The sequence below is a fragment of the Polynucleobacter asymbioticus QLW-P1DMWA-1 genome (assembly GCF_000016345.1).
Lineage (GTDB): Bacteria > Pseudomonadota > Gammaproteobacteria > Burkholderiales > Burkholderiaceae > Polynucleobacter > Polynucleobacter asymbioticus.
Map to the genome: position 1 here is coordinate 572,512 of NC_009379.1, position 26,764 is coordinate 599,275.

The following is a 26,764-nucleotide window of genomic DNA, read 5'->3' on the forward strand; positions in this document are numbered from 1 at the left end:
AACAAAAGGATCATCATGAAAAAGCAACTATTAGCAGCGATGCTCACTGCTGTGGGAATGGTGGGTTTGACTTATTCTCAAAATGCTATGTTTCAGGCAACACCAGAGCCAAGGGCTGATCAATCTCTTGCGTTGGCCGGTTGAATCCAAGGTCGTAAGTATTCGTTATATAGAGCCTCGGAGTGTTATTTCATTTTCCAGGGCTACAGAGATCCCTTCTATGTCGTTTAAAACGACATTCCTGAGCCAGGGTGAGGCATTCTTACTGCTTATTTTTTCTAACTCTATGAACTTGGCGAGGTATTACCAAGGCACTTTTACTGTAACTATCGTTGTTTTAAAGGTGATTTGTTATTAAGTAACCTTTTATGACTAAAGTAGAGTAAAATACATTTAGCGATTTTCAAGCTAATAGTGTGTTGTACTAGTAATTAATACCGCAGTTCTGCGATAGTTCTTTTTAGCATCTCCCCCGCCATTCTTGATTTTCGCCTCATTCGGGGCATAGTCCCTTTTATATTTTTTAAGGAATAGTCAGATATGGCAAACGGAATTGTGAAATGGTTTAACGACGCTAAAGGCTTCGGTTTTATTACTCCTGAACTCGGTGGCGAAGATTTATTTGCCCATTTTTCAGCAATTAATAGCAACGGCTTTAAGTCACTAGCTGAAGGTCAAAAGGTAACTTTTGATATTACTACTGGCCCTAAAGGCAAGTTAGCATCCAATATTCAACCTGTTTAAATCAGCAGCAAATGCCAGGCAGACATTATTTGCCTGGACCAAAGCCCAGCATGACTGGGCTTTTTATATTTATTAAGGATGTTAAATGGCAAAAGAAGAGTTGCTTGAAATGGAAGGTCTTGTTGATGAAATTCTGCCAGATTCTCGGTATCGGATTACCTTAGACAATGGCCATAAGCTTATTGCCTACACAGCAGGAAGAGTCAAAAAAAATCACATCCGTATATTGGCTGGAGACAAAGTTTCTTTGGAGGTCTCTCCATATGACTTAAGCAAAGGCCGTATTACATTTAGACATATTGATAAGAAGCAATCTTTTGCTGGCGCGCCTTATAGACGACATTGATAGCTTTGAAGCTTAGAGCTGCAAGTTAAATTAATATTTACAAAGAACCTCAGGCCCTGGTCGATTCTGCCCCGAGCCACTAAGAAATACTAAAACCACCTTCGGGTGGTTTTTTCATTTGAGCGTCTGCTTGGGGTCGGCAGCTGCCTAACGCTAGAAACTGGCCCAAAGTCTCAAATCGGCCAATAGCAGTCACATATCAAATATGAAAACAGCCATTAAGGCACTCATTGACCCTTTATAACCTTCAGCAAAATAGGTTGTATCTATTTGGTCATTAAAAGAGTAAGGTACACCTAGGTCAAGGCTAATAACTGTTATAGCACTTGATTTTCTTAATCCTACGTAACAGTCGTCCTCTCTAGCGAATTAGAGTAGGTCTCACCCCTCCAGAACTAGTTTTTTATATAACCGCTGCTAATGCACTTCATTAGCAAGTGATTCTTCGTGGGCTTCTATTAAACGTCTTAGCTGCAGCTATAGCAGGCAAGATGCAATCCTTATTAGTTATGTTAATTAAAGTGTCCAGTTAATGGCCGCTCTATGGGCGCAAGTTGCGCTTAAAAAATGGAGAGATTTATCCGCATATTTTTTTTACTGATTTTGGCCTTATTCATTTCATCTGCATCAGGCCAGACATCCAACGATGTCAACTCTACGGGAGCTAGTGCAACGAATACTTCGGTTGGGGGTGGGCAATCTAATTTATTGGGTAGCAATATTGGTACCCAGCAAAACTCGACTAATGTTACGGGTGGGTATGGCAACGTGAATAGCAATAATCCGGGGACTACCACGGCAAAAGTTTATTCAGTTCCTACTATGTATGCTCCGGGCTTAACAGCAGCCGGTAGCGATGTCTGTCTTGGCTCTGTATCTGCATCCGGATCGATCCTGGGCTTAGGGCTTGCAGGTGGCGGCACTTACGTGGATGACAACTGTGTCTTGTTAAAGAATAGTCAGAGGATGGCAGCTTTGGGTTTTGGAAATGCAGCTGTCGTGATGATGCTGCAAAACAAGGATATAGAAAAAGCCATCAGGACATCGAGCCCAACAGTCTATTTACAAGTATCAAAGGACAGATTGGCAAACTTGCAAGCAGAGTTTGATGATGCAAAAGAGATGGGTGAATCAACTGTTGATCTTGAAGAAAAACTCATCAAAGCCAATAAAGAAGTGCGCATTATGGCTAGAAGGGTGCAAACCTCACCCGGTATGCCGGAGAAGGTGGTCGAAATTGCGCCAACAACATCAGGTGGTAAAGCTAAAACGGCCAATGACCCTAGAGAAATATTGAATCCTTAAGAAAGTACCAATGAAAAAAATCCTTGTAGCCTCGCTACTTACAATTTCAGCTCTCGCATTTGCAGCGCCACCAACCGCATTTACCTTTGTGGCGCCAGCTTCAGTAGCTGTTGCACCAGCATTAACCAACTTGCTTGGTGTAGTAAATGCATTTAAAGCTGTAGGAACAGCGTTTGCTTTAGCTGATCCCGTAGCAACTGGCTTATTAGATCAAGCTGCCATCAATTTAACGCTTTCTGTTGATATTAAAAATATCGATACCTTAGCCATTAACTCTCCAGTCTATAGCAGCACTACTGGGCAAATTACCTGGGTCAATAACTTTGCAACTTCAGTTGCATCTTCAAATGCTTGGGTTCAAACGGATATTGCTGGCTACGATACGGCTGCTAAAGCATTTCGTGATGCTGGTGGCGCATACGCGGTAACCGCAATCATGACTGGCGGATCTGGTGTAAATAAGCTGCTGTCGGCAATTGATGGCACAACACGAACGGTCAATGGCGCCAGCTATATTCCCGATAGTTCATTCAATACTCTAGTTACAAGTTTTAATACAGACTTAACAGTAACTCAAAAAATAGCTGACCTGGGAACGGCAGCCACTGCTTTAACTGCTATTCAAACCCAAGGGTCTGCTATGGATATTGCTGGGGCGGTAGCTGTCACCACTTTAAATACTTTGGTTTTGCCTGCAGCTGGTAAGAATTCTGCATCGTATAGCACTCTTAACTCCTTGTTGCTATACAACGCTTTACAGTAACGGCAATTGTTGACGAAGGCCCGCTTCGGGCCGTTAGTTGCCTTTAGCTATCCATATATGAAATGTCGGTTAACCCGACAGCCGTCGCGTTTAGAGATGCTCAGTCTCTTCCGGCGTAGTCTATCCCCACTCGAAACGTCCATTAGATCATCTATTCCGTCCATACAGTGGCCAATACATTCCATCCACCAAAAAGAAAAGGGACCACATTTCTGTGATCCCTTTGTATAACTGGTGGGTCGGGCGAGATTCGAACTCGCGACCAACGGTGTTTAGGCTGTAAGTTGACGCTGTTTGATGAGTTCTGCAGCAGGGATCCGCACTATCTTGCCATTAATTGTGGTCACGATTGCGGTATTGGTTTGGATTGCCAAGTCTATCGCTGCTTTTCTAGCACGTTTAATAGCGAAGTAGGAGCCTGATATATCAGGATCTGGTGAATTGAGGATATCTGGAGTTGGAATAATCATTTCTAGCCTTGAGCAATCTTTTCTAATTCAGTTAAATCACCATCAAGCAATACCCATGAGTTTACAGCTTTTTGATACTTTGGGAGATTCTCTAATCCTGCTCGATAGCGCCTACGAATGACTTCTTCAGGAATATTGTGTCCGCCCTGTGCAACTCGCTCTGCTACTCGAGAGATGGCTAATTCAGGAGAACTTAGGGCAATAAACCAGAGCTTAATTGTGTAGCCCAAGTCTTTCCACTCTTGAATGCGTTGTAGATAATGGGTGCCGGATAACGTGGTTTCAAATGCAAAACTTTCACCTGCTTTGGTGTATTCATCCAACTCATTGAGCATCAAGCGAGCCGCCTTGAATGCAACAGATTCAGGATTAAATGGTGCCAAACCAGCCGCTATAAGATCAGCATTAATAAAACGAAATGTATGAGCTTCTTGCGGTAAGAAGTTTTTGGCAAAAGTAGTTTTACCAGCTCCATTAGGTCCTGCAATGATGATAATTTTTTTATTTATTCCGGACATCATCCGCGTCGTAGCGTGACATAGCGTTGTTTAGTTTCTTCCAATATTTGCGCAATACTCTTTTTGCCGGCAACGTAATCAGTGAGGTTTTGCTCTAACTGCTTGGTTGGAACGATGCCTTCAATCCGAGCAGAAGCCACAGCATTAGAAACGTTGTATTGGCGGGTTTGAGATTGGGTGGCAAACTTAGTTGGCATGTACCTATTTTAGTAGATTTAGGGCTGATTTTCTAGTCAAAAAATAGCCCTAAAACAGGGTTTAAAGAGCTATTTAGAAGGATGATGCAGTCAATAAAAAAGCCCCGCAGAAGCGAGGCTTAGTATTGCTGGTGGGTCGGGAGAGATTCGAACCTCGCCATAAGCTACCTAAAAATTTATTTTTTTAAGACCTCAGGATTAATGCAGGTAATTGGAGCTTTTCCATTGAGTACTGCTAAAACGTTATCAGTCACGATTTTGCCCATCGCTAGTCTCGTATCAAGGGTAGCAGAGGCGATATGCGGAACAATAACAACATTGTCCAATTGATCAAGTCCCTCAGCCAGCTTTGGTTCGTCCTCAAAGACGTCAAGTCCAGCACCCCAAATTACCTTATTGCGAAGTGCTTCGACTAATTCTTTCTCGTTTACGAGCGGACCACGCGCTGCATTAATGAGAATAGCGCTAGGTTTCATTTGGGATAATTCTTTTGCTCCAATGTAGTATTTTGTTTCCGGAGTTAAAGGCAGGTGGATTGAGAGAAAGTCTGACTCTTTTAGGAGGGTCTCCTTATCCACAAAGGTAGCTCCATGATCTTTCTCAAAATCGAAGTTACGTTGTTCGTTGGTATATATAACCTTCATATCAAAAGCCGCTGCTTTTCTAGCAAACATCGTACCAATTCTGCCCAAGCCGGCGATACCGAGAGTTTTGCCGTCCACATCTTGGCCGATAAATGTCATTGGGGACCAGCCTTTCCATTTACCCTCGCGAACGTAGCGCTCTGATTCTGAAATACGTTTTGCAGTAGCCAACAGGAGAGCCCAAGCATGGGTGGCGGTTGCCTTATCCAAAACACCGGGGGTATTGGTCATGATGACACCGCGTTTTGTGGCTGCATCTAGATTGAAGTTGTTAAAACCAACAGCGTAGTTGGCGATAATCTTACATTGCGGCCCTGCTGCATCGAGGATTTCGGCATCAACGTTATCTGTTAATAGGGTGATCACCGCATCACGGCCCTTAACAGCATTCATGAGTTCTTCGCGAGTTAAAGCGCGATCATGAGGATTAACTTCAACATCACAGGTCTTTCTTAGCTCGGCAATAGTTTGTTCGGGAATACTGCGTGTGATGTATACATTTGGTTTAGACATTTCAAATTCCTAATAAAAAAGTGCAAAACAAAATGTTTTGCACTAGATAAAACCACCTTAAAACAGAGGTGACTGCTAAAGCTTAATTCCCACCATTTTTGCGCTTATTTTTATTATAAATAAAGGCAGTCAATAGCGGAGTAAGTACGGCAGTAACAATCACTGATGCGGCAACTTGTACGGTGGCGATTGGCGCAATTGCAGCAAAAGTTGGATCTGCTAATGCGACTGCTTGTGGCGTGCCGGTAGCATTACCAGCTGTGCTTGACGCTGCAGCACCAGCAACACCAGAGCCACCTAATAGGCGGTCAGCTAGGATGCACACAATGCCGGTAAGCACTAATACAGTAATTCCTAAGAGAATACCTGGCAGACCTGCTGTAAGCACCGCAGAAAGGTTGATGCCTTGTCCAAGCGTGAATGCCATAAATGGAACAATGATTGGCTCATGAGCGCCAAAGAAGTCACGCAAGTCTTTATCTAGGTTTCCAAGTAATGCACCCGCAAGAATCGGGGCAATTACTGAGAACATGGTCATCCAAGGGATAACGGCTAAACCTGCGCCAACCAATACCAGCATGGTCAGGAAGGGACCGGTTTCAATACTTTGTGGGACATAAGTGCCCGCATCTTCCTTATTACCAAACGTGCTGGTCAACGCCAAGAACATGCCGCCATTGGTGTCATTCATAGCTGCCAATACGGCCAGGGTTGTGAGACCCAAAACATCCCCATTAAAGAAATGAGCAATACCGAGTGCCACTGCAATTGCAATACCCACCTTGGCAAACATAATTCCAAAGCCACGCTTAAGCATTGTTGGAGCAGCATTGAGCGTCATTTTTGTACCAACGGTGAAGAGGTACATTGCTAAAAAGGTTGGATAACCTTGGTTTGTTAGTGCTTGGGTAAAACCTCCAATTTTTAAAGCATTTGGAGCAAATGTATTTAGGAGCATCCCAATAAATAGGGGTACAACCATGATTCCGCCGGGAACTTTATTAATTGCTTGATAAATTTTCATGTTTACCTTTTCTGGTGTGATTTGTCTCGGGGTCTCAAAAGAGCCCATTTTTATGTTTTTCTACGAATACAGTTACGCTTGCAAATTCACTAATCATTAGATCAAGTGATGTCGAAATAATCTATTGATATAGGTCAAAAGTAAGAGAAAACACCTAGAAATTAGGCAAATCAGCCCTGAGGCGAACTGATATTCTTTTTAATACAATAAAGCTATGGGGGCGCCATAAGCGCTAGCGCCTCAATCAATATTAAAAAACGAGACAGCGCGCTAATAAAAGATAGGTTAATCACTGATGAGTAAGTTAAAACTAGGTTTTATCGGGTTGGGTATTATGGGCGCCCCTATGGCATCGCACTTAATGGCCGCTGGCCATGCGCTATTTATTAATACCCGCAGCAAGGTGCCAGAAGAGTTGGCTAATAGCGCCGCTGTTGTTTGCGCAACTCCAGCAGAAGTAGCGAAAATGGCTGACATTATCTTTACGATGGTGCCTGATACACCAGATGTTGAGAAAGTACTTTTTGGTGAGCATGGAGTTGCTCATGGTTTGTCTAAGGGCAAGATTGTTGTTGATATGAGTTCAATCTCTCCAATTGCCACCAAGGATTTTGCAAAAAAGATTAATGCTCTTGGGTGTGAATATCTGGATGCCCCTGTTTCAGGAGGTCAGGTAGGTGCAAAGGGCGGTACCTTGACCATCATGGTCGGTGGCAAAGAGTCTGTATTCCAGACAGTCAAGCCTATGTTTGATCTGATGGGTAAAAATATTACTTTGGTTGGTGACAATGGCGCAGGCCAGGTTACTAAAGTAGCCAATCAAATTATTGTTGCACTGAATATTGAGGCTGTAGCCGAGGCCTTGTTGTTTGCTTCCAAGGCCGGCGCAGATCCTGCTCGAGTTCGTGAGGCCCTGATGGGCGGTTTTGCTAGCTCTAAAATTTTAGAGGTGCATGCTGAGCGCATGATCAAGAGAACATTCGATCCTGGTTTTAGGATTGAGTTACATCAAAAGGATTTAAATTTAGCGCTTAATAGTGCAAGAGCTCTGGGAGTTTCTTTACCTAATACTGCTAATGCTCAAGAATTATTTAATTCCTGTTTGGCATATGGTGGTAAGGCCTGGGATCACTCTGCAATGGTCAAGGCTCTGGAAAAGCTTGCAAATTTCGAAGTTGGTCAGAAAGCTACCTAAAGCAATTCTTTCTATTTAAGAAGTGCATAACGTTAAAAAACCTCATCAGAAATGATGAGGTTTTAATTTGACCAAATAGGATTTTTTTACAGATGCGTTGGCGATATTACTGTGCATTCTTAAAAAATACCGATTCTTGGTCGGACCTCACGGTGACTGCCGCATTCCAAACAGACAAAAGAAAAGGGACCACATTTCTGTGATCCCTCGATATAACTGGTGGGTCGGGCGAGATTCGAACTCGCGACCAACGGATTAAAAGTCCGCTGCTCTACCGACTGAGCTACCGACCCAGTAAGCCCCAAATTATAGCAAGAAGTTTATTGACCTTCCTTGGTGCTGGCTGGTCTGCCCCTCAGCCCTTGTAATTACAAGTTCGCTAGGAGTTGATCCGTCTGGCTACTGGTGGATTTTTGGAAAAATACTCCTTAATTCCCTTCAAAATGGCCTCAGCAATTCTGTCCTGATAGCCATCATCATTTAATCGAGCTTCTTCCTGGGGGTTGCTAATGAAAGCTGTCTCTACCAAGATCGAGGGGATATCAGGGGCCTTGAGAACGGCAAAGCTCGCTTGCTCTACCTTTCCCTTGTGTAGGGGTGCAAAACCGCCTATTTGCTTCAGAATCGAGTTGCCAACCTGAAGAGAATCTTTAATTTGAGCGGTAGTCGACATATCCAATAAGAGATTAGCCACTTGGCGATCTTGAGTCTTGATGTTGATTCCGCCAATTAAGTCTGAGGCATTTTCTTTATTAGCCATCCAGCGTGCCATGGTGCTACTGGCACCCATTTGTGATAGTGCAAATACGGATGCCCCTTTGGCATTGGATTCAATAAATGCATCTGCATGAATAGATACAAATAAATCCGCTTCTACTCGTCTGGCTTTCTGAACCCTGACATGTAGTGGTACGAAGTAATCGCCATCTCTAGTCAAGTAGGGGCGCATATACGCTTCGCCTTCAATCTTGTCTTTGAGTCTTTTGGCAATCGACAGTACAACGTTCTTTTCTCTAGAGCCCGCCGCTCCAATTGCGCCAGGATCTTCACCGCCGTGACCAGGGTCAATAGCGATTGTAATTAAGCGCTTATATTTAGCAGCAGCTGGCGGTGCTTTAGTCTCAGGAATGGCTTGAGCTACTGGGGCGGCGGGAGTCTTGGCAAGCTCTTTGTCCTTATTGGTAGCAAACTGCGCAATGAGGTCGACCTCTTCATTGGATTTTTCGAGGGCACTTTCTTTTTTAGCGCTGCTCTTAACTAATTCCATTAAGGGATCAGGTGGTGTCGTAGGGTAGAGGTCAAACACCATGCGGTAGTTGTACTCACCAATGGGGTCGAGGGTAAAGAGCTGCGGCTTGATAGGTTCTTTAAGATCGAACACTAAGCGCACAACTCCCGGTTGAAATTGACCAACCCGGACTTGTGAAATATAGGGATCGTTTGGCTTTACTTTGGCCACTAAATCTTTGAGAGTTGGATTGAGCTCCAACCCTTGCACGTCAACCACTAAGCGATCTGGGTTAGTCAGGATCTGCTGAGTAATGGGTAGGGCTTTATCTGTCTCTAGGGTAACGCGCGTGTAATCTTCGGATGGCCATACGCGCACACCTAAGATCTTGGCACCCCAAGCAATATCAAACTCAGTGAGTAATAAAGCAAAACTCAAGAACTGAGCGGACGTCTTGAGTGTTAACCTTTTCGAGAGATTCACTTTTTTAGAGCTCATGTATTACTTTGATGCACCCTCTTTTAATATAGATGCTCCAGATTGACTCAGCGCATTGATATTGATGAAGCGTTCATTCTCATCCGCGCCTGCCGTCAGTTGAATTTGTAGATCAAAAGCAGGGAGTGTGCCTTCTGCTTTTTCAGGCCATTCAATTAAGCAAATGCCAGGAATATCAAAGTGCTCCTCAAATCCAGCCTCTTGCCACTCTAGTGGGTCACGCATACGATACAAATCAAAATGGTGAATAGTGATCTCTTGTTGCTTGAGTTCAATTTGGTAGGGCTCGCATAAGGTATAGGTAGGGCTCTTTACTTTGCCTTCATAACCCATAGCTTGTATCAGATAGCGTGCAAAAGTGGTTTTACCCGCCCCAAGATCACCCTTTAAAGAGATATTGAGATGCTTTTGCGGAGATTGCACTAGATAATGCCAAAGTGTGGCGGCAAGAAATTTGGCTAGGGCGGCGGTATCCGCTTCTTGCCTACAATGTTGCTGAAGTGACGCTTTTAGTAATTCCTGCTTTTGAGCCATTGCTCTAGTTTATTCAATTATTGCGCTACATTTCTAATCAAGATGCCTTTATCTGCCAATTTAACCTCTTTAGATGAAGCCAAGCTGCGTAACTGGCTTGGGGGGCAGTCGCATGAATTGGGTTTTGATGCCTTAAGAATTACCGACACCCATTTAGGCCCTGCAAGCGATCGATTGCAAACATGGTTGTCTGAAGGGCGCCATGGCCATATGGAATACATGCAACGTCATGCTGATCTTCGATCCGATCCTCAGTTATTAGTGCCTGGAACCCTGCGAGTCATTTGCGTCTCTATGAACTACCTACCTCCCGAAACCAGTTTTGAGCGTGAGTGGGAACGCATGGCAGATCCTTCTCAAGCGGTGGTCTCTTTGTATGCAAGAGGTCGCGACTATCACAAGGTATTGCGAAATCGTTTGCAAGAGTTTGCAAAACGCATAGAGGAAAAAATTGGTGCATTTGGATATCGTGTCTTTACCGATTCAGCCCCCTTAATGGAGGTTGAGCTTGCCCGTAAGGCAGGTTTGGGTTGGCGTGGAAAACATACGCTTTTACTCAATCGAGAATCCGGCTCTACTTTTTTCTTGGGCGAAATTTTGGTTGATATACCGTTGCCTATAGATACTGAAGTAGAAGAGCATTGTGGAACTTGCACATCCTGCATTGATATATGTCCTACTCAAGCTATTACAGCGCCATACCAATTAGATGCTCGTCGCTGCATCTCGTATTTGACAATTGAAAACCCAGAAGCTATCCCTATTGAATTTAGAAGGGCTATGGGCAACCGTGTTTATGGGTGCGATGACTGTCAGTTGATTTGTCCTTGGAATAAATTTGCCAAGCGTAGCCAAATGCCTGACTTTGTTCAGCGTCATGGTCTGGGGCAGGCCACTCTTCTGCAGCTTTGGTCTTGGACAGAAGCGGAGTTTGAGCAAAGACACGAAGGCAGCGCTATTCGTCGTATTGGGTATTTGCGGTGGCGTCGTAATTTAGCTGTGGCAATGGGTAATGCACTTTCTAACTCAACAGTACCTGCAAGTCAGAAGGACGACATTCGCTTGGCTTTGCAACATAGTTTAGAGGGCGCTGACCCACTGCTAGTGGAGCACATTAATTGGGCCCTTAGTACTTAAGTTAAATAAGCAAAGAAATACATCCACCCTTACAATTTATCCATGTCATCAGCCGATCAGCCTTATATAGACCCAAGCGAAATCGCTCTCGAGGAATCCGCTGCCGAGCGTTTTTCTAGTCGAAACGATGCGTTTTGGTCTGGCATTCGGGATGCAGCAGGCGCTCCAGCAGTAGTGCTGTTTGCTGGCATGGTGGGCTTTGGAGCCATGGGCAAGACCAATGGTTTTGATATTTGGTTTACGTCTGCTACAAGCTTATTTATGTTTGCCCTGCCTGGGCAAGTCGTGCTTCTGGAAATGGCGATTACTGGATCATCAGCTATTGCGATTGCCTTGGCAGTCACGCTAACAGCCACTCGTTTTATCACCATGACGGTGACACTCTTTCCGCAATTTCATCACAAAGACCGCAATCGTGGTTTGTATGCTTCGGTACATCTGCTGGCGATGACGGCTTGGGCCATCTCAATGCGAGAGTTTCATTCAATTGAAACCAAGCACCGCTTGAGTTATTTCACTGGCCTTGGATTGTTGTGTTGGTTAATTTCAGTGCCCGGAACGATTTTGGGATATTTTTTGGCAGGGATGGTACCAACGCCCGTTACCTTGGGGCTTGTGTTTATTAATCCTTTGTTCTTCTTGCTGACGTTTACAGAAGTAAAGCCCTGGATTAATCGAATCGCTATTTTGCTGGGCTGTGTCTTTGGGCCCATTTTTTTCTATATCGATCGCGATACCAGCTTGCTAACAGCCGGTTTAGTCTCTGGCACCATTGCTTATTTAATTGACCGTAAATTCTTGCGTAAGAAACCAGGAGTGATGGGCTGATGAATGCGATTCAGAGCGCACTATCTGGTTGGGGTTTATGGATTGCTCTGGTGGGTGCCTGCCTAGGCACTTACTTCTGCCGCGCTATTGGTGTGACCTTATCGCAGCGGATTAATCAAGATAGCGAGATTTTTCGTTGGTTAGCTGCCGTCACTTACGCCATGGTTGCAGCGCTCACTGTGCGTCTTATCGTGTTGCCCTTAGGCCTAATGGCAACGGTGCCTTTATGGATCAGAATATTGATTTGTGTCTTGAGTATCGTTGTCATGATGTCTAGGCCAACCCGCCGCTTGGTACCAGCCTTATTAACCGGCACCATTTTGATGGTGTCTTATGGAGTGATTCGCTAAGTGATTGTTTCAGCGAATCACTATCCAGTCTTTCTTTAGTTTTAAAGATGTGCTGCCAAGATTTTGGCAATATGTACAGCCTCTCTTTGTGTCCCATCAGCAATTTGATGGCGGCAACTCGTCCCATCGGCAACTACCCAGCTATCAGGCGATTTACGAATAGCAGGCAATAAACTCGCTTCAGCCATCTGTTTGGATACTTCAATATGTTCGGCCTCATACCCAAAGCTGCCAGCCATGCCGCAGCAAGAGGATTCAATCAGCTTAGGGTCTGCATTTGGAATCAGTTTCAATAACTCCATGGCAGGGGTAACTGCAGCAAATGATTTTTGATGGCAGTGACCATGAAACAGCACTGGTTTGCTCGATGGCTTAAGTGGCAGTGTTAATTTTCCGGCTTTCACTTCAGCAGCCAAGAATTCTTCTAAGAGTTGTGCTCGTTGAGAGACGGTCACAGCGCGCTCTCCAAAGCCCATAACCAAAGCCTCATCCTTGAGTGTAAATAAGCAGGAAGGCTCTAATCCAATAATGGGAATATTTTTTTCGGCGTAGGGCGCGAGATGATCCACTAGCTCACCCAGCGTGGATTTGGCTTTATCGACCATACCCGCCGCGAGATAAGTTCTTCCGCAGCAGAATTCTTTAGAGCAGGTGCTGGCTTGTTTGGCCTCAGTGGCTTGCTTTGCCTTGTTCTTTTGAGGGATGTGTACCTTGTATCCCCCAGCTTCAAGCACCTTCAGTGCGGCCTGCAGGTTCTCATCCTCAAAGTAAGCATTAAAGGTATCTGCAAAAAGCACAACGCCTTTTTGCTTTGATAATTCCTCGGGGCTACATTGGTAGGAAGCCATTTTGGATTCTTTAGAGGCCTGATTCCAAAATGTCTTGCTTTCCCACACAGGCAAACTTCTTTGTGCAGAAATTCCCATGATCCATTCTTGAAGCTTGGCGATGACTGGAACATGGTTGCGTAAGTTAAGTAAGGTCGGCAAGTATGGGGTGTTGCTAATGATGGAGGCGTACTGCGGCAGGTGGGCAACAGCCAAATCTCTTAATGAGTGGCCCACCCGTTTTTTGTATGCAGATAAAAACTCAATTTTCATCTTGGCCATATCGACACCAGTAGGGCATTCACGGCGACAGGCTTTACAGCTCACACACAATTCCATCACCTCTTTAATAGCATCGCTACCAAGAGGGGATGACTCATCTTGAATATCTAACTGGTTAGAAAGAGCAAGACGTATGGTATTGGCTCTACCGCGGGTGAGGTGCTTTTCATCTCTTGTGACGCGATAGCTAGGGCACATCACTTCGGCATCAAATTTACGACAGTGGCCATTGTTATTGCACATCTCTACCGCTTTGGCTAAGCCCATGGCGGGGTCGCCACCAGTGCCAGCAGCTGTAATGGCTTCAGTTACGGGATCATTTTGCACATTCCATGCGGACCAGTCCAAGGCGGGTTGGAGTGGAATGACTTTATAGCTTGGTGGAAATCTAAAGTTGCTCGCATCATCCATCTTGGGAGGATTAATAATCTTCCCCGGATTAAATAATCCTGTTGGATCAAAGGCGTCTTTAATTTCTGCTAAAGCTTCGGTTATCTTCGGTCCAAATTGCCAAGAGATCCATTCACCACGACACAGACCATCGCCATGTTCGCCACTGTAAGCCCCTTTGTATTTACGTACTAAGGCTGACGCTTCTTCAGCGACAGCCCGCATTTTTTGGGCGCCATCACGACGCATATCCAAAATAGGACGTACATGTAATGTACCTACCGACGCATGCGCATACCAAGTGCCACGTGAACCATATTTAGAAAATACTTCGGTTAGTGCTTGGGTGTAATCGGCCAGGCTTTCTAAAGGAACGGCGCAATCTTCAATAAAGCTCACTGGCTTACCATCGCCTTTGAGGCTCATCATGATGTTGAGGCCCGCTTTACGTACTTCCCACAAATTCTTTTGTAATCCGGCGTTTGGCATTGGAACCACTGAGCCAGGCAAGCCTAAATCGCTCATGAGTTCTTGTAGTGCTTTGAGCTTTTCTAACAATGGCGCATGGGCTTCGCCTGAAAACTCAACCAGCAAAATTGCCTCAGGCGTTTGAGCTGCAGAATTAATTAAGGCGCTCTCAATCGTCTTTTTGAAGCTGGGATTACTGCGGGCTAAATCGATCATGGTGCGATCCACCAACTCCACTGCAGTAGGGCCAAGCTTCACAATGTGCTGCGCGCTATCCATCGCCTTGTAGAAGCTAGCAAAGTTCACAATACCCAACACCTTGTGTTGCGGTAACGGTGCTAGTTTGAGTTTGAGGGACTTAAAGTAAGCCAGAGTGCCTTCGCTGCCTACCAGTAGGTGCGATAAGTTCACGCTGCCGTCTTGGGTATAGGGAAGTTGACTCTGTGGATGGAAGATATCTAGGTTATAGCCAGCTACACGCCTGAGTACTTTAGGGAAGCGCTCTTCAATCTCTGGTTGAAGTGAGGTGGCTAATCCCTTAACAAAGTCACCCAATTGTTTAGCGGCACCTGAGCTATTTGCATAATCACCAAAGTTAGCAATTCTGCAATCTGCCAACCAAGCATCGATGCCTAATACGTTATGCACCATATTGCCGTATGCAATTGAGCGACTGCCGCAAGAATTATTTCCTGCCATGCCACCAATCGTTGCCTGTCCAGCAGTAGAGACATCCACTGGATACCAAAGGCCATGTTGTTTGAGTGAGCCATTGAGATGATCCAGCACAATGCCGGGTTCTACTTCAACATACCCCTTATTGATATTGAGGTCTAAGACATTTCTAAAGTATTTGGTGTTATCAATAACTAATGCTGCGCCAGTAGTTTGACCGCATTGGCTTGTGCCGCCTCCACGAGGAAGAATGGGTACGTTGAGATCACTTGTAATTTGAATGGCATTAGCAATATCTTGTGCAGTTTTTGGCACAAAGACTGCAACAGGCATTGCTTGATAAATAGAAGCATCGGTTGCATAGCGGCCGCGACTGGCGCTATCAGTCATGACTTCGCCAGTAGTTTCTCGGCGCAAGCGTTTTGCTAATACAGCTTGATCCACCATCAGCTCTTTGAGGTCTAAGGGTTTATTCATGATGAAGTTGTCTCTGATAAGGTTTCTGATGTCAGTAATTGCACCACTACATCGCGTTTGTTTTGTACGTGCTGAATCATGATCTTGCGCATTCTGGCGCTGTCGTGTGTTTTAAGTGCATCAAGCATTTCTTGATGTTCTTCCACCGCTTTTTCCCATTTCACGCCGTCTTGGTTAGAGCGAAAGCGAAGCGCTTCAATGCGCGCATTGACTTGGGAGAAGAGGCGGGAGAGGATGGGATTGTTCGCTGCCTGATTAATCAGGTGATGTATGCGTAAGTTGAGTTTGTAATAGCTCGATAAATCTCTACGCGCATAAGAGGCCATCATTTCATATTGAAGGGCTTCTAATTCTGATAGAGCTGCATCACTGATATTGTTTGCAGCCAACTCGCCTGAGAAGCCTTCGAGCTGTGCAATCACATCAAAGGTATGGATGACATCTTCCAAGCTCAGTTGCAATGCAATGGCTCCGCGATTGGTAATGAGTTCAACGAGACCCTCTGCAGCAAGACGACGAATCGCCTCTCGAATGGGGGTACGAGAAACATGGAGGCTTTCAGCCAATTCGCGCTCATTGAGCTTGCTTCCCGGCGCAATCTTGCCCTCCACCAATAGTGACCTCAATTTTTGAAAGATCGCTTCTGGCAAATTTTGAGAGTTGGGCTGCTCTATGGACATCGCGCTTGTAATCCTTAATTTGTATACAAAATACTGATACCACCATCATAAATCAAAAATAAGTGCTTTAAATGGCTTAAATTGGCTTTATTTTCAAAGAACGGTAGATATATTTGTATACAAAATAGAAATTTCTTTAAAATTGTCTTACACTTAGTCCAGAATTAAACCAATTACTAAACCATCACCAACGAGACAAAGCATGCTGAAACTTGATAACCACGCATCTGGCCGCCATTTCTTACATATTCCTGGCCCCAGCCCAGTTCCTCCGCGTGTACTGCGCGCGATTAGCTATCAAACCATTGACCATCGTGGTCCTGAGTTTGGTCAGTTTGGTCTAAAGGTATTAGATGGCATTAAAAAGATTTTTAAAACAGAGCAGCCAGTCATTATTTATTCCGCTTCCGGAACTGGTTCTTGGGAAGGCGCATTAGTGAACGTGCTCAATCCTGGTGACAAAGTGTTGTTCTATGAGACTGGTCAATTTGCGAACTTATGGCGTGCGCTTGCAAAACGTCTCGGTTTGGATGTTGAAGTAGTTGGAAAAGCAGGGCAAGATTCTTGGCGTTGGGGTGTGGATGCTTCTGTCATTGAAGAGCGTTTACGCAAAGATACACAACATGAAATCAAGGCCGTGTGTGTAGTGCATAACGAAACTTCAACCGGCGTTACTTCTAATATTGCAGCGGTTCGTAAAGCCATTGATTCTGTAAAGCATCCAGCGCTTTTGCTGGTGGATAGCGTGTCGGGCCTTGGTTCTGCGGACTATGAGCATGATCAGTGGGGCGCAGATGTGACTGTTTCAGGATCGCAAAAAGGGTTGATGTTGCCTCCTGGCATCGGGTTTAATGCCCTATCACCGAAAGCAATTGAAGCCAGCAAACACAGTACGTTCCCAAAATCCTATTGGGCTTGGGATGAAATCCTGGAGTCGAATAAAACAGGCTACTGGCCAACTACTCCTAGCACCAATCTCATGTATGGATTGCACGAAGCAATAGACATGATGATGGCCGAAGGCTTAGATACTATTTTTGCGCGTCATCAGCGTTTAGCGGCCGCATGTCGTGAAGCAGTTAATGCATGGGGCCTAGAAATTCAGTGTCAGGACAAAGATTGCCATTCGCCTGTTCTCACTTGTATTGCTGTTCCCGAAGGAATGGATGCTGACGTTTTACGCAAGCATGCGCTTGAGAAGTTCAACCTTTCATTAGGTACTGGCTTAGGCAAAATCAAAGGTAAAGCCTTCCGAATCGGCCATTTGGGCGACTGCAACGAACTTAGCTTAATGGCTGCCTTAAGTGGCGTAGAGATGAGTTTGGGCTCTATGGGCTACAAACCCAAGGCTAGCGGGGTGGTTGCAGCCCAAGAATTCCTTAAATAATCAGTAGTTAGGGTGGAGACAAGGTGTGGCGAGGCTCAGAGGCATTGGGTTAGCCGCACCCTTTATAATTCAAGCACTTGTATAAATAGCATTTACGACACATAAACCATATTTGAGACAGAAAGATTAACCATGTTGGCTACTAAACCATACTTAACTCAAGCGGACGCTCAAAAGATTTTGGATGCAGCAAATAAATATGCTGCTGAAAAAAATTGGGCAGTGACTATTGCTGTTTGTGATGATGGTGGCCACGTATTGGGTTTAATTCGTCGTGATGGTTGTGCTCCAGTGTCAGCTTACATTGCTCAAGAAAAAGCGCGCACTGCTGCAATGGGTAAACGCGAAAGCCGTGTTTACGAAGAAATTATTAATAACGGACGTACATCCTTTTTATCCGTGCCACATATTTCAGGCATGTTAGAGGGTGGAGTCAATATCGAGGTAAATGGGTTTACCATCGGCGCAGTCGGCGTTTCCGGCGTTAAATCGACCGAAGATGCTGAGACCGCTAAGGCCGGCATTGCGGCCATTCTGTAAGTTACCTTGACAAATACTGCTACTGAAATAACTTCTACTACAGGGGCTGGCGATCAAGCTACCCCTAGTGATAACACTCCAGCAACAATCACCTTTGCTGATTTTGGCTTAGACCCGAAAATTCAAAAAGCGGTTGCTGAACAGGGTTACAGCATACCGACTCCGATTCAAGCGCAATCTATTCCGCACGTGTTGGCGGGAAGCGATTTGATGGGCGCCGCCCAAACAGGTACTGGTAAAACCGCAGCCTTTGTATTGCCGATCATTCAACAGATTCTGCGTCACGCTAGCAATAGCGCCTCACCAGCACGCCATCCAATTCGCGCACTCGTACTGACACCAACGCGAGAGTTGGCAGTGCAGGTAGCAGAGAATGCGGCGAGCTACTCCAAACATACTGATTTGCGCGCTGCAGTTGTTTATGGCGGCGTGGATATGAAAGAGCAAGTAGCCATACTGCGTAATGGCGTAGAGATTTTGATTGCTACCCCAGGACGATTGTTAGATCACATTGGCTCTAAGGTGGCCAATTTATCCCAGGTTGAAATCTTGGTATTGGATGAAGCAGATCGCATGTTGGATATGGGCTTTTTGCCTGACTTGCAGCGCATCATCGATTTAATTCCAGCGCAAAGACAAACATTGTTGTTCTCTGCGACTTTCTCCCCAGAGATTAAGAAGCTAGCACAAAGCTATTTACGTACTCCGGTAACGGTTGAAGTGGCTCGTCAAAATGCCGCTGCTGATACTGTAAAGCAAGTAGTGCATATGGTGTCTTCAGGCGATAAGCAACGCGCAATTGTGAAAGTACTAGAAGCGCGCACGCGTCTAGGCTTGTCTCGACAATGCATCATCTTTACCAATAGCCGTTTGGGTTGCGCTAAGTTAGCGCGTGCCTTAGAGCGCGATGGTATTAAAGCAGGTGCAATTCATGGAGATAAGAGTCAGGGTGAGCGTACTTTAACTTTGGATGCTTTTAAATCCGGCGCAATCGAAGCTTTGGTAGCAACCGATGTTGCTGCTCGCGGTTTGGATATTCCTGATATGCCTTGCGTTATTAATCACGAACTTCCTTATAACGCTGAAGATTTTATTCACCGTATCGGACGCACTGGTCGTGCTGGTAGTAAAGGTGATGCGATTGCTTTGGTTGATGCGAGCGAGAAACGCTTGCTCGATGATATTGAAAAGTTAATGAAGCGTAAGTTAGATGTGAAGCCATTGCCTGAAGGAGCTCCCTCATCCAGTCGCCCATCATCAAGTGCTGCACCAACCAAAATGTCTGACCCTTTCTTCTATATGCCTTATGAGCCTGGCGCTGCTCCTGCAGATTCTGCTGGAGCTACAAAGACTGAAGAGAAAAAAGCCGGCATCACGCCTGCTAAGCCAGCAGTCGGCGCCCTATTAGGCGGCTTTAAAAAGAAATAATCTAGTTGTATTAACTGTTCCATGCGCGAGTGGCTGCTAATAGCCACTCAGCCAGGGTAGTACTCTTGCCATCAGGCAAGCCACTCAGTTCTAAATGGGTAGCAGCCTTTCGTAATTCTAAAAGTGCATGCTGACTGTCTTGAACTTGAATCTGAGTAGCGAGCGTTTGTTTACTCAATTTTTCTCCATACTCATCAAGCACCAGAGGCAGATGCCGATAGCTAGGCCTGTGGTAACCCAATACATTTTGTAGGTGCAATTGTCGGGCGGTATTGCCCAGCAAATCCTCGCCTCGAACAATATGAGTAATGCCTTGTAATGCATCGTCGACGACAACGGCTAATTGGTATGTAAATATTCCGTCACCACGACGTAAAACAAAGTCACCCACTTGCTGATTCAGATTTTGGCTTTGAGCCCCCATTGATAGGTCATCAAATTTAATATTTGTATTTTTAGGAAGTGCAATGCGCCAAGCGCTATGGCTCTGACTGATGTCCTGTATTGCATAGGAAAAAGGGGTTTCTGGTCTGCAGGTTCCCGGATAGACAATTTCTTGATGACGGGGGGTTTCAATTCCCAGCTCAGAAAGGGCTTTTGCAATCGTTTGCCTAGTGCAGGTGCATGGATATAGGTATTTGAGCTTATTTAAGCGTTCTAAAGCCGCTTGGTAGAGCTGCTTTCGCTCAGATTGATAGATCGGCTCCTCATCCCAAACAAGGCCGCAGGCGAGCAATTGGGACTGAATTTGCTCCGCGGATCCCGGAACGTTTCTTGGGGTATCTAAATCCTCCATCCGAAGGAGCCATTTCCCTCCATTTTTACGGGCATCTAACCAGCTTCCAAGCGCGGCAACCAGCGATCCAGCATGGAGCGGGCCGGTGGGTGAGGGGGCAAATCGCCCGCGATAGCCGCCGGCTGGGGGTGGAAGGTTTTTAGATGTAGACACAGCTAAAATCATCTCATGGCTTCACCCCGTTTTGTACATCTACGCATTCATTCCGAGTTTTCAATTACGGATGGAGTCGTTCGTATTGACGATGCGGTAGCTACAGCTGTAAAAGATGAAATGGGCGCCTTGGCCCTAACGGACTTAAGCAATTTATTTGGCTTGGTGCGCTTTTATACGGCTGCCCGATCAGGAGGTATTAAACCCATCGCTGGCGCCGATGTTTGGGTCAGTAACCCACAGGATCCTGATCAACCCCATCGTCTATTGTTATTGGTTCAAAACCATTCGGGTTATTTAAATCTTTGCCAACTTTTAAGCAAGGCTTCACTTGATAACCAATCTCGCGGTCGGGCTGAGGTCGACTTAGCCTGGTTTAGTGAACCAGCAGCTAAAGCCGAAGATAAAGCAGCCAAGAGAACAATGGCCTATGGTTTGATTGCACTGTCAGCTGCACGTAACGGTGAAGTGGGTGCAGCTTTATTGGCCGATCAAGAAGACATGGCTAAAGCTGCTGCACTGAGATTGGAGAAGTTATTTCCTAAATCGTTTTACATTGAAATTCAGCGTGGCGGGCACCCTCAGGATGAAAAGCATCTTCAGTTAGCATGCCACCTCGCTAGTGAATTAAAGTTGCCTGTAGTAGCAACACATCCTGTGCAATTTATGCAAAGAAGCGACTTCATTGCCCATGAGGCACGGGTCTGTATTGCTGAAGGTGAGTTGCTTGGAAATCCTCGCCGTCAAAAGAAATTTAATGATGAGCAATATTTCTTGACGCAGGAGGAGATGGAAAAGCGTTTCGCTGATTTACCAGCCGCTATAGCTAACTCGGTAGAAATTGCTAAGCGTTGTAATCTTTCTTTAGTGTTGGGGCAGCCACGTTTACCGGACTTCCCGACACCTCCAGGCATTACGCTCGATGATTACTTGCTACAGCAATCTGAAGTTGGTCTAGAGCGTCACATGGAGAAAAACTTTCCAGACCCAGAAGAGCGTGCCAAAGAAATGTCCCGCTACCATGACCGCTTAGTCTTTGAGGTCAAGACGATTTCTCAGATGGGTTTCCCGGGTTATTTTCTGATCGTGGCGGACTTCATTAACTGGGCTAAAAATAATGGTGTTCCAGTTGGCCCAGGTCGTGGATCAGGTGCTGGTTCTTTAGTGGCGTATTCCTTGGGTATTACCGACTTAGATCCCCTGCGTTACAACTTACTGTTTGAGCGCTTCTTAAATCCTGAGCGGGTATCCATGCCCGACTTCGATATCGATTTTTGTCAGCACGGGCGCGATCGGGTCATTCAATACGTTAAAGACAAATACGGTAAAGACGCGGTTAGCCAGATTGCTACCTTCGGAACCATGGCGGCGAGAGCTGCAATTCGTGACGTTGGTCGCGTATTGGAGCAGGGTTATAACTTTGTTGACGGTATCGCTAAGTTGGTACCGAATAAGCCAGGTCAATATATGACTATTGAAATGGCTAAAAAAGAAGAGAAGCAATTAGCCGAGCGCGAAAAGAATGAAGATGAAGTGCGTCAATTACTTTCTTTGGCGCAGCAGTTAGAGGGTATGACTCGTAACGTGGGCATGCATGCTGGTGGAGTATTGATTGCTCCCGGTCGTTTAACAGATTTTTGCCCACTCTATACGCAAGAAAGTAAAGATCAAGATAGTAGCTCTGTAATCAGTCAGTTTGATAAGGATGATGTCGAAGCCATCGGATTAGTGAAGTTCGACTTCTTGGGTTTAACAACCCTCACCATCTTGGCCGCAGCAGAGCGCTGGATTAAAGCCCTCCATGCTGATCGCAAGGATTGGGATATCGGCGAGATTCCACTGGATGATGAAAAGGCGTTTGACGTACTTAAAAAGGCAAATACCGTTGCTGTATTCCAGCTGGAAAGCCGCGGCATGCAAGGCATGCTTCGCGAAGCAAAGCCAGACCGCTTTGAAGACATTATTGCGTTGGTTGCTTTGTATCGCCCAGGCCCAATGGATCTCATCCCAGACTTTATTGAGCGTAAGCATGGACGTCAAAAAGTAGAGTATCCGGATCCTCGTATTGAGCCAGTGTTGCGTGAGACCTACGGCATCATGGTCTATCAAGAGCAGGTGATGCAAATGGCACAGATGATTGGCGGCTACTCATTGGGTGGCGCTGACATGTTGCGTCGTGCGATGGGTAAGAAAAAGCCAGAAGAAATGGCGCAGCATCGCAAGATTTTTAGTGATGGTGCAAAAGCGGGCGGTATCTCTGAAGCTAAAGCGAACGAGATTTATGACTTGATGGAGCGTTTTGCTGGGTATGGATTTAATAAATCCCATGCTGCTGCATATGCCTTGTTAGCCTATCAAACCGCTTGGCTAAAAGCGTATTACCCAGCTGAATTTATGGCTGCCAACTTATCGCTAGCAATGGATGACACCGATAAGGTGAAAATTCTGTATGACGATTGTTTGGTGAATCAAATCCGCGTGTTCTCGCCTGATATCAATACCGGTGTTTATGAGTTCACTCCACTTCGCGCTCCTGATGCGACACCTGATAGCCCAATTAGTCATATTCGTTACGGACTGGGTGCTGTTCGCGGAACCGGTGAGGCTGCAATTGAATCGATAGTTAAAGCCCGAGAAGCGGATGGACCGTTTAAAGACTTGTTTGATTTTTGCGCACGGGTAGATCGCCGACAAGTGAATCGACGCGCGATTGAAGCGCTCATGCGTGCAGGCGCATTCGATAGCCTTTACCGAGATTCCGTTCCAGCTGGTGGCAATCTTTATGATATTCGTTCTACCTTGTTGGCATCTTTGGCTAGAGCCATTGAAGCTGCTGAACAAGCAGAGGCCTCCATTCATCAAGTGAGTTTATTTGAAGTGGCTGGTGAAGAGCATCGACACCTACCTGAGTTAGTGCGTGAGCCTATATGGTCAGAGAAGAAACGACTCCAGGAAGAAAAGGCTTCATTAGGCCTATGCTTAACCGGGCATATGTTTGATGCTTATCGAGATGAGACGGCGCATTTCATTCGCCAACCTTTATCCAAATTGGTCGAAGGTAAAGACCAGTTAGTCGCAGGCATCATTACTTCTGCACGCATGCTTACAGGTCAACGTGGACGAATGATGATTGCTACGATTGATGATGGTACTGCCGCCGTAGAGGTCACTCTGTATAGCGAAGTCTATGAACCCAACCGCTCTTGGCTCAAGGAAGATGAGCTATTAATTGCCAAGGTAAACGTCTCCCCCGATAAGTTTTCGGGTGGCATGAGAATTGTTTCCGAAGCAGTGATGGATATCACGGGTGCTCGAATGCGTTTTGCGCGCAATATCCATGTCTGCCTTGATCCCGCAATTGATATCAGAATGTTGCGTAGTCAAATTGGACCTTATTTAATGGCTAATCGTGCGCGCGATCCAAGGCAGGGTGCGCCTTTTGCAACGCCGGGTTCAAATGAGGGTGTTAAAGGCTTAATGCTGACTGCTGCTGTGACTACTAGTGGCGGGGCTTGCTTAATGCAGTTTCCCGAAGAGATGCGCATATATCCCGACGATGCGTGCTTGCATAGCCTACATCAATTATTAGCTTCCAAACAGAGTAATGCGGTAGAGGTTCAATACCACTAAAAGATTGGCGGCAGCACTTGCTTATTGTTGGTTGAGCGCTTGTTCAATCGCCTGGATTACCTGATTCGGCTCCAATAAATCCAAGCATTCGCTATGACTATCAGCGCGATCTAAACATCCAGCCTGACGACAGGGAACGCATGCTCCTGGCCCTTGCAAGATAGTGACGTTACCTACAGTTTGTGAGCGTGCACGCAATTGATAAGGTTGTTTACCAATAAACCCATTCGGCCATGGCCCGAAATTAGTGGGCGGAGTGGCACCAAACAAAGCAATGGTGGGTATATTGCAGGCGGCAGCCAAATGCGTAATTGAGGTATCCACTCCTACATAAAGCGCCGCGCCGCGTAGCAAAGAACCTGCCTGAGGAAGGGATAATCTTCCAGCGCTATCAAGCACCTGTTTTTGCACACTCTCATCGAGTAGTGACAAGATGTCTTGATTTAAGGCAAGGTCTTGCTTGGCCGGCGAAGCACTTAAAACGACCTGAAAGCCTCGTTGCACCAGCCAAGTTATTAATTGTTGCCAGTGAGCTAAAGGCCAGCGCTTGTATGCTGTTAATGGACCCGGATGAATAACTACATAAGGCTGGGTAAGCTCGTTGGTAATGACTGGGGTCAAAGCCTCACCTACAGGCGGTGTTACTGAAATGGGTTTACTGAAAAGCGCTTCCGGATTTTTAAAAAATACTTCTAGTAAGCGTAATTTTTCAGTGATGACATGTTGTGAAAAGTAATCTACACCGACTGTATGTATGGAGATCCATTTTTTCCATGCATTTTGCTTTTGCGTTTTATCTCTTTTGGCCTGATCCTGCGTATCTTTACCTTGAGGATGTCCGCCTAATACCCCAACGCGTCTGAATGCTGCTACTAAGCCATAAAGGTAAGCGCGATCGCTGGGTTGTGTGACAAAGGCCAGGTCATAACGTTGGAATAGGCGATTAAACAGAGAAAGGTATTCACCAAGGCTAGGGCGGTCAGAGGTTTCAATCAATTGGGCGATATCGGGATTGCCCTTAAGCATATCCAGCTTGCCTTTGTAGCCCAAAAAATGAAACTCAGCATCAGGCCATAGTTCACGTGCCTTGCTAATGAGCGGAGTAGTGACCAACACATCGCCAATTTGCCGTGTGGCAATGAATAAGACTTTTTTAGGCTTAAAGGATGAAAAGCGAGTCATAGTCAATTTACCGAGCGTGCTTTGGCTAGAATTTTTTCACGGACACGCTTAGCATTTTCGGCCGCATTGCTTTGATCATGTATTTGATGAAATAGGTGGAATACTTCAGTTGCCCATGAACCAGATTTACGAATGATGTGATTACGCTGTAAACGAAATACAAAGTCAGCATCTTCATGACCCCAGCCAGTCATAGTTTCATCAAAGCCATGAATAGCTTTTGCGTCGGCTTTCCAGCAGGCCATATTGCATCCCTTAATGCGCCTCCATACAAACTTTTTGTAATGCCGCCAAACACCATCACCTAGTTTGATTTTGAGAGGCCAGTATTTATTAATGCCGCCATTCACTCTGTGCCCCAAGAGCTTCGCCATAAGGCTTTGGAAGTTCCAGCTTGGCCACTGTAGCAATTGTTGCGTGAGAGATTCACTTAAAAGAACCCTGCTGCCGGTGACCAGGTAGCCCTTTTGAGCAAGCGCTCGGTGGCGAGCGACAAAGTCAGGTTGTACCAGACAATCACCATCTAAAAAAACTAAATAGTCACCGTGAGCGGCTGCAATCGCTTGGTTCAGAATGATTGTTTTTCGAAACCCTAGGTCCTCTTGCCAAAGATGGGTAATGGGCACTGGGAAAGCAGTTTTCATCGAATCGATTAGCTCTTTAGTCTCTTTTCCAGAACCGTCATCAGCAATGATGATTTCGAAATCAAGATCACCTTGTGTAGCCAGAGATTCTAGGCAGAGCTTTAAAGCTTGCGGCCAGTTGTAAGTGGCCAGCAGAATCGAAATCATTTACCTGCTTCCTGATGTAAATGCCAAAGCTTCATATAGCGATAGTAAGTACCTTGCCCATTGGAGATGGCTAATGCAAAACCTTGAGTGCCATCCAAGAATCCAGCGCGAATAACGTAAGTCCGTAAGAATGCCCAAATACCATGTAAAACGGCCTTTAAGGGGCTGCTGGTTTTACCCTTGGCAAATGCTTGCTCAGCTGATGCAGTGGAATAGCGATCAAGTTTTTGCAAGACTTGGGAGAAGTTCATAAAGCTAAAGTGCAGGAGGGGGTTTTTGAGTCTGGCAACTTGCCCCTGAGGAATCAGGCGTTCATGGACCAAGTCATCTGAAAAGTGGGCGCTTCCCCGCTTGAAGAGTCGGTCTACATAATCGGGGCTCCAGCCAGAATGCCTGATGAAGCGACCGCAGTACCAAGATAGTCTGGGTATAGCAAAGCAATCCACATGGGCGTTATGGTGAATAGCCGTCTGAATCTCGGATCTGAGGGCCGGTGTAAGTCGCTCGTCAGCATCCAGGGATAAAACCCAATCCCCAGTAGCAAGCTCCAGGGCGCGGTTCTTTTGGGGCCCAAAACCAGGCCAATCGGTGGGCTGAGCTATTAAAGCACCGTATTTTTGGGCGATTTCGAGGGTGCGATCTGCACTATTGGTATCAACAACCACGATCTGCCGGGCAATCCCCTCCAGAGAGGCTAAACAATCCTCAAGATTGACCTCTTCATTGCGGGTGATGAGTATGACGGATAAGGTGGGCATAATTCA

General features: G+C 45.7%; 26 protein-coding genes and 1 tRNA gene. 13 read left to right on the forward strand and 14 right to left on the reverse strand.

The annotated features are described in order from the left end of the window. Nucleotides 1-15 precede the first annotated feature (15 nt). The 5 genes from PNUC_RS11150 (at nt 16) to PNUC_RS03070 (ending at nt 3,158) form a co-directional block, all read left to right on the forward strand. Entirely contained in the window at nt 16-144 is a 129-nt protein-coding gene (locus tag PNUC_RS11150; RefSeq protein WP_256205752.1) for a hypothetical protein, read from the forward strand. Nucleotides 145-540: 396 nt separating this feature from the next. Further along, the gene (locus tag PNUC_RS03055; RefSeq protein ID WP_011902429.1) at nt 541-744 is read left to right on the forward strand and encodes a cold-shock protein; all 204 of its coding nucleotides are present in this window, start codon (nt 541-543) and stop codon (nt 742-744) included. Between the two features lie 85 nt (nt 745-829). After that, nucleotides 830-1,090 (forward strand): translation initiation factor IF-1, encoded by a 261-nt coding sequence (infA, locus tag PNUC_RS03060; RefSeq protein ID WP_011902430.1) that lies wholly within the window; start codon nt 830-832, stop codon nt 1,088-1,090. 567 nt (nt 1,091-1,657) lie between these two features. Continuing rightward, on the forward strand, nt 1,658-2,395 hold the full coding sequence (locus PNUC_RS03065; protein WP_011902431.1) for a hypothetical protein: 738 nt from the start codon (nt 1,658-1,660) through the stop codon (nt 2,393-2,395). A 10-nt stretch (nt 2,396-2,405) separates the two neighbouring features. Next, the gene (locus tag PNUC_RS03070; protein ID WP_011902432.1) at nt 2,406-3,158 is read left to right on the forward strand and encodes a hypothetical protein; all 753 of its coding nucleotides are present in this window, start codon (nt 2,406-2,408) and stop codon (nt 3,156-3,158) included. 272 nt (nt 3,159-3,430) lie between these two features. On the opposite strand, the gene PNUC_RS03075 is transcribed toward PNUC_RS03070, so the two are convergent. The 5 genes from PNUC_RS03075 to PNUC_RS03095 form a co-directional block, all read right to left on the reverse strand. Next, nucleotides 3,431-3,628: a hypothetical protein gene (locus tag PNUC_RS03075; protein ID WP_011902433.1), complete on the reverse strand. Its 198-nt coding sequence runs from the start codon at nt 3,626-3,628 to the stop codon at nt 3,431-3,433. 2 nt (nt 3,629-3,630) lie between these two features. Then, entirely contained in the window at nt 3,631-4,149 is a 519-nt protein-coding gene (locus PNUC_RS03080) for a zeta toxin family protein (protein ID WP_011902434.1), read from the reverse strand. Then, a complete protein-coding gene (locus tag PNUC_RS03085) occupies nt 4,146-4,343 on the reverse strand; it encodes an antitoxin VbhA family protein (protein WP_048812067.1) in 198 nt (65 codons plus the stop codon). Before PNUC_RS03085 ends, PNUC_RS03080 begins: the two co-directional genes overlap by 4 nt. A 176-nt stretch (nt 4,344-4,519) precedes the next feature. Then, nucleotides 4,520-5,500, reverse strand: a complete 981-nt coding sequence (locus PNUC_RS03090) for a 2-hydroxyacid dehydrogenase (RefSeq protein WP_011902435.1) — start codon at nt 5,498-5,500, stop codon at nt 4,520-4,522. A gap of 82 nt (nt 5,501-5,582) precedes the next feature. Beyond that, nucleotides 5,583-6,524, reverse strand: a complete 942-nt coding sequence (locus tag PNUC_RS03095) for a 2-keto-3-deoxygluconate permease (RefSeq protein WP_011902436.1) — start codon at nt 6,522-6,524, stop codon at nt 5,583-5,585. Between the two features lie 295 nt (nt 6,525-6,819). Between PNUC_RS03095 and glxR the strand changes: the two genes are divergently transcribed. Then, the gene (glxR, locus tag PNUC_RS03100; RefSeq protein ID WP_011902437.1) at nt 6,820-7,719 is read left to right on the forward strand and encodes a 2-hydroxy-3-oxopropionate reductase; all 900 of its coding nucleotides are present in this window, start codon (nt 6,820-6,822) and stop codon (nt 7,717-7,719) included. Nucleotides 7,720-7,936: 217 nt separating this feature from the next. Here the strand turns inward: glxR and PNUC_RS03105 are convergent. From PNUC_RS03105 to tsaE, 3 genes are all read right to left on the reverse strand, one after another. Further along, nucleotides 7,937-8,012: transfer RNA gene (locus PNUC_RS03105), tRNA-Lys, on the reverse strand. Nucleotides 8,013-8,098: 86 nt separating this feature from the next. Beyond that, nucleotides 8,099-9,445, reverse strand: a complete 1,347-nt coding sequence (locus PNUC_RS03110) for an N-acetylmuramoyl-L-alanine amidase (RefSeq protein ID WP_011902438.1) — start codon at nt 9,443-9,445, stop codon at nt 8,099-8,101. Nucleotides 9,446-9,448: 3 nt separating this feature from the next. Next, nucleotides 9,449-9,979, reverse strand: coding sequence for a tRNA (adenosine(37)-N6)-threonylcarbamoyltransferase complex ATPase subunit type 1 TsaE (gene tsaE, locus PNUC_RS03115; RefSeq protein ID WP_011902439.1), 531 nt, complete (start codon nt 9,977-9,979; stop codon nt 9,449-9,451). Nucleotides 9,980-10,021: 42 nt separating this feature from the next. Between tsaE and queG the strand changes: the two genes are divergently transcribed. The 3 genes from queG to PNUC_RS03130 are packed head-to-tail and all read left to right on the forward strand — an operon-like array spanning nt 10,022 to nt 12,294. Continuing rightward, on the forward strand, nt 10,022-11,116 hold the full coding sequence (gene queG, locus PNUC_RS03120) for a tRNA epoxyqueuosine(34) reductase QueG (protein WP_011902440.1): 1,095 nt from the start codon (nt 10,022-10,024) through the stop codon (nt 11,114-11,116). Nucleotides 11,117-11,158: 42 nt separating this feature from the next. Next, a complete protein-coding gene (locus tag PNUC_RS03125; RefSeq protein WP_011902441.1) occupies nt 11,159-11,944 on the forward strand; it encodes an AzlC family ABC transporter permease in 786 nt (261 codons plus the stop codon). Continuing rightward, nucleotides 11,944-12,294, forward strand: coding sequence for an AzlD domain-containing protein (locus PNUC_RS03130; RefSeq protein WP_011902442.1), 351 nt, complete (start codon nt 11,944-11,946; stop codon nt 12,292-12,294). Before PNUC_RS03125 ends, PNUC_RS03130 begins: the two co-directional genes overlap by 1 nt. Nucleotides 12,295-12,335: 41 nt before the next feature. Here the strand turns inward: PNUC_RS03130 and PNUC_RS03135 are convergent, their stop codons facing one another. Next, nucleotides 12,336-15,413, reverse strand: coding sequence for an FAD-binding and (Fe-S)-binding domain-containing protein (locus PNUC_RS03135; protein WP_011902443.1), 3,078 nt, complete (start codon nt 15,411-15,413; stop codon nt 12,336-12,338). Further along, nucleotides 15,410-16,093 (reverse strand): GntR family transcriptional regulator, encoded by a 684-nt coding sequence (locus PNUC_RS03140; protein WP_011902444.1) that lies wholly within the window; start codon nt 16,091-16,093, stop codon nt 15,410-15,412. The genes PNUC_RS03135 and PNUC_RS03140 overlap by 4 nt, the downstream gene beginning before the upstream one ends. 202 nt (nt 16,094-16,295) lie before the next feature. Here PNUC_RS03140 and PNUC_RS03145 point away from each other — a divergent pair, with 202 nt between their 5' ends. From PNUC_RS03145 to PNUC_RS03155, 3 genes are all read left to right on the forward strand, one after another. Continuing rightward, on the forward strand, nt 16,296-17,480 hold the full coding sequence (locus PNUC_RS03145; RefSeq protein ID WP_011902445.1) for a pyridoxal-phosphate-dependent aminotransferase family protein: 1,185 nt from the start codon (nt 16,296-16,298) through the stop codon (nt 17,478-17,480). A 135-nt stretch (nt 17,481-17,615) separates the two neighbouring features. Further along, nucleotides 17,616-18,020: a GlcG/HbpS family heme-binding protein gene (locus PNUC_RS03150; RefSeq protein WP_174249836.1), complete on the forward strand. Its 405-nt coding sequence runs from the start codon at nt 17,616-17,618 to the stop codon at nt 18,018-18,020. Between the two features lie 6 nt (nt 18,021-18,026). Beyond that, nucleotides 18,027-19,448: a DEAD/DEAH box helicase gene (locus PNUC_RS03155; protein ID WP_011902447.1), complete on the forward strand. Its 1,422-nt coding sequence runs from the start codon at nt 18,027-18,029 to the stop codon at nt 19,446-19,448. 10 nt (nt 19,449-19,458) lie between these two features. Here PNUC_RS03155 and gluQRS read toward each other — a convergent pair whose 3' ends face one another. Beyond that, the gene (gene gluQRS / locus PNUC_RS03160; RefSeq protein ID WP_011902448.1) at nt 19,459-20,409 is read right to left on the reverse strand and encodes a tRNA glutamyl-Q(34) synthetase GluQRS; all 951 of its coding nucleotides are present in this window, start codon (nt 20,407-20,409) and stop codon (nt 19,459-19,461) included. A 3-nt stretch (nt 20,410-20,412) separates the two neighbouring features. Here gluQRS and dnaE point away from each other — a divergent pair, with 3 nt between their 5' ends. After that, nucleotides 20,413-24,027, forward strand: coding sequence for a DNA polymerase III subunit alpha (gene dnaE, locus PNUC_RS03165; RefSeq protein WP_011902449.1), 3,615 nt, complete (start codon nt 20,413-20,415; stop codon nt 24,025-24,027). Nucleotides 24,028-24,048: 21 nt separating this feature from the next. Here dnaE and PNUC_RS03170 read toward each other — a convergent pair whose 3' ends face one another. Genes PNUC_RS03170 through PNUC_RS03180 form a run of 3 tightly spaced genes read right to left on the reverse strand, consistent with a single transcriptional unit; the run spans nt 24,049 to nt 26,758 of the window. Continuing rightward, nucleotides 24,049-25,209 carry a glycosyltransferase family 9 protein gene (locus tag PNUC_RS03170; protein WP_011902450.1) on the reverse strand — a complete coding sequence of 387 codons (1,161 nt, stop codon included), beginning with the start codon at nt 25,207-25,209 and terminating at the stop codon, nt 24,049-24,051. 2 nt (nt 25,210-25,211) lie between these two features. After that, nucleotides 25,212-26,000, reverse strand: coding sequence for a glycosyltransferase family 2 protein (locus tag PNUC_RS03175; protein WP_011902451.1), 789 nt, complete (start codon nt 25,998-26,000; stop codon nt 25,212-25,214). Further along, a complete protein-coding gene (locus tag PNUC_RS03180) occupies nt 25,997-26,758 on the reverse strand; it encodes a glycosyltransferase family 2 protein (RefSeq protein WP_011902452.1) in 762 nt (253 codons plus the stop codon). The genes PNUC_RS03175 and PNUC_RS03180 overlap by 4 nt, the downstream gene beginning before the upstream one ends. Nucleotides 26,759-26,764: the final 6 nt, after the last annotated feature.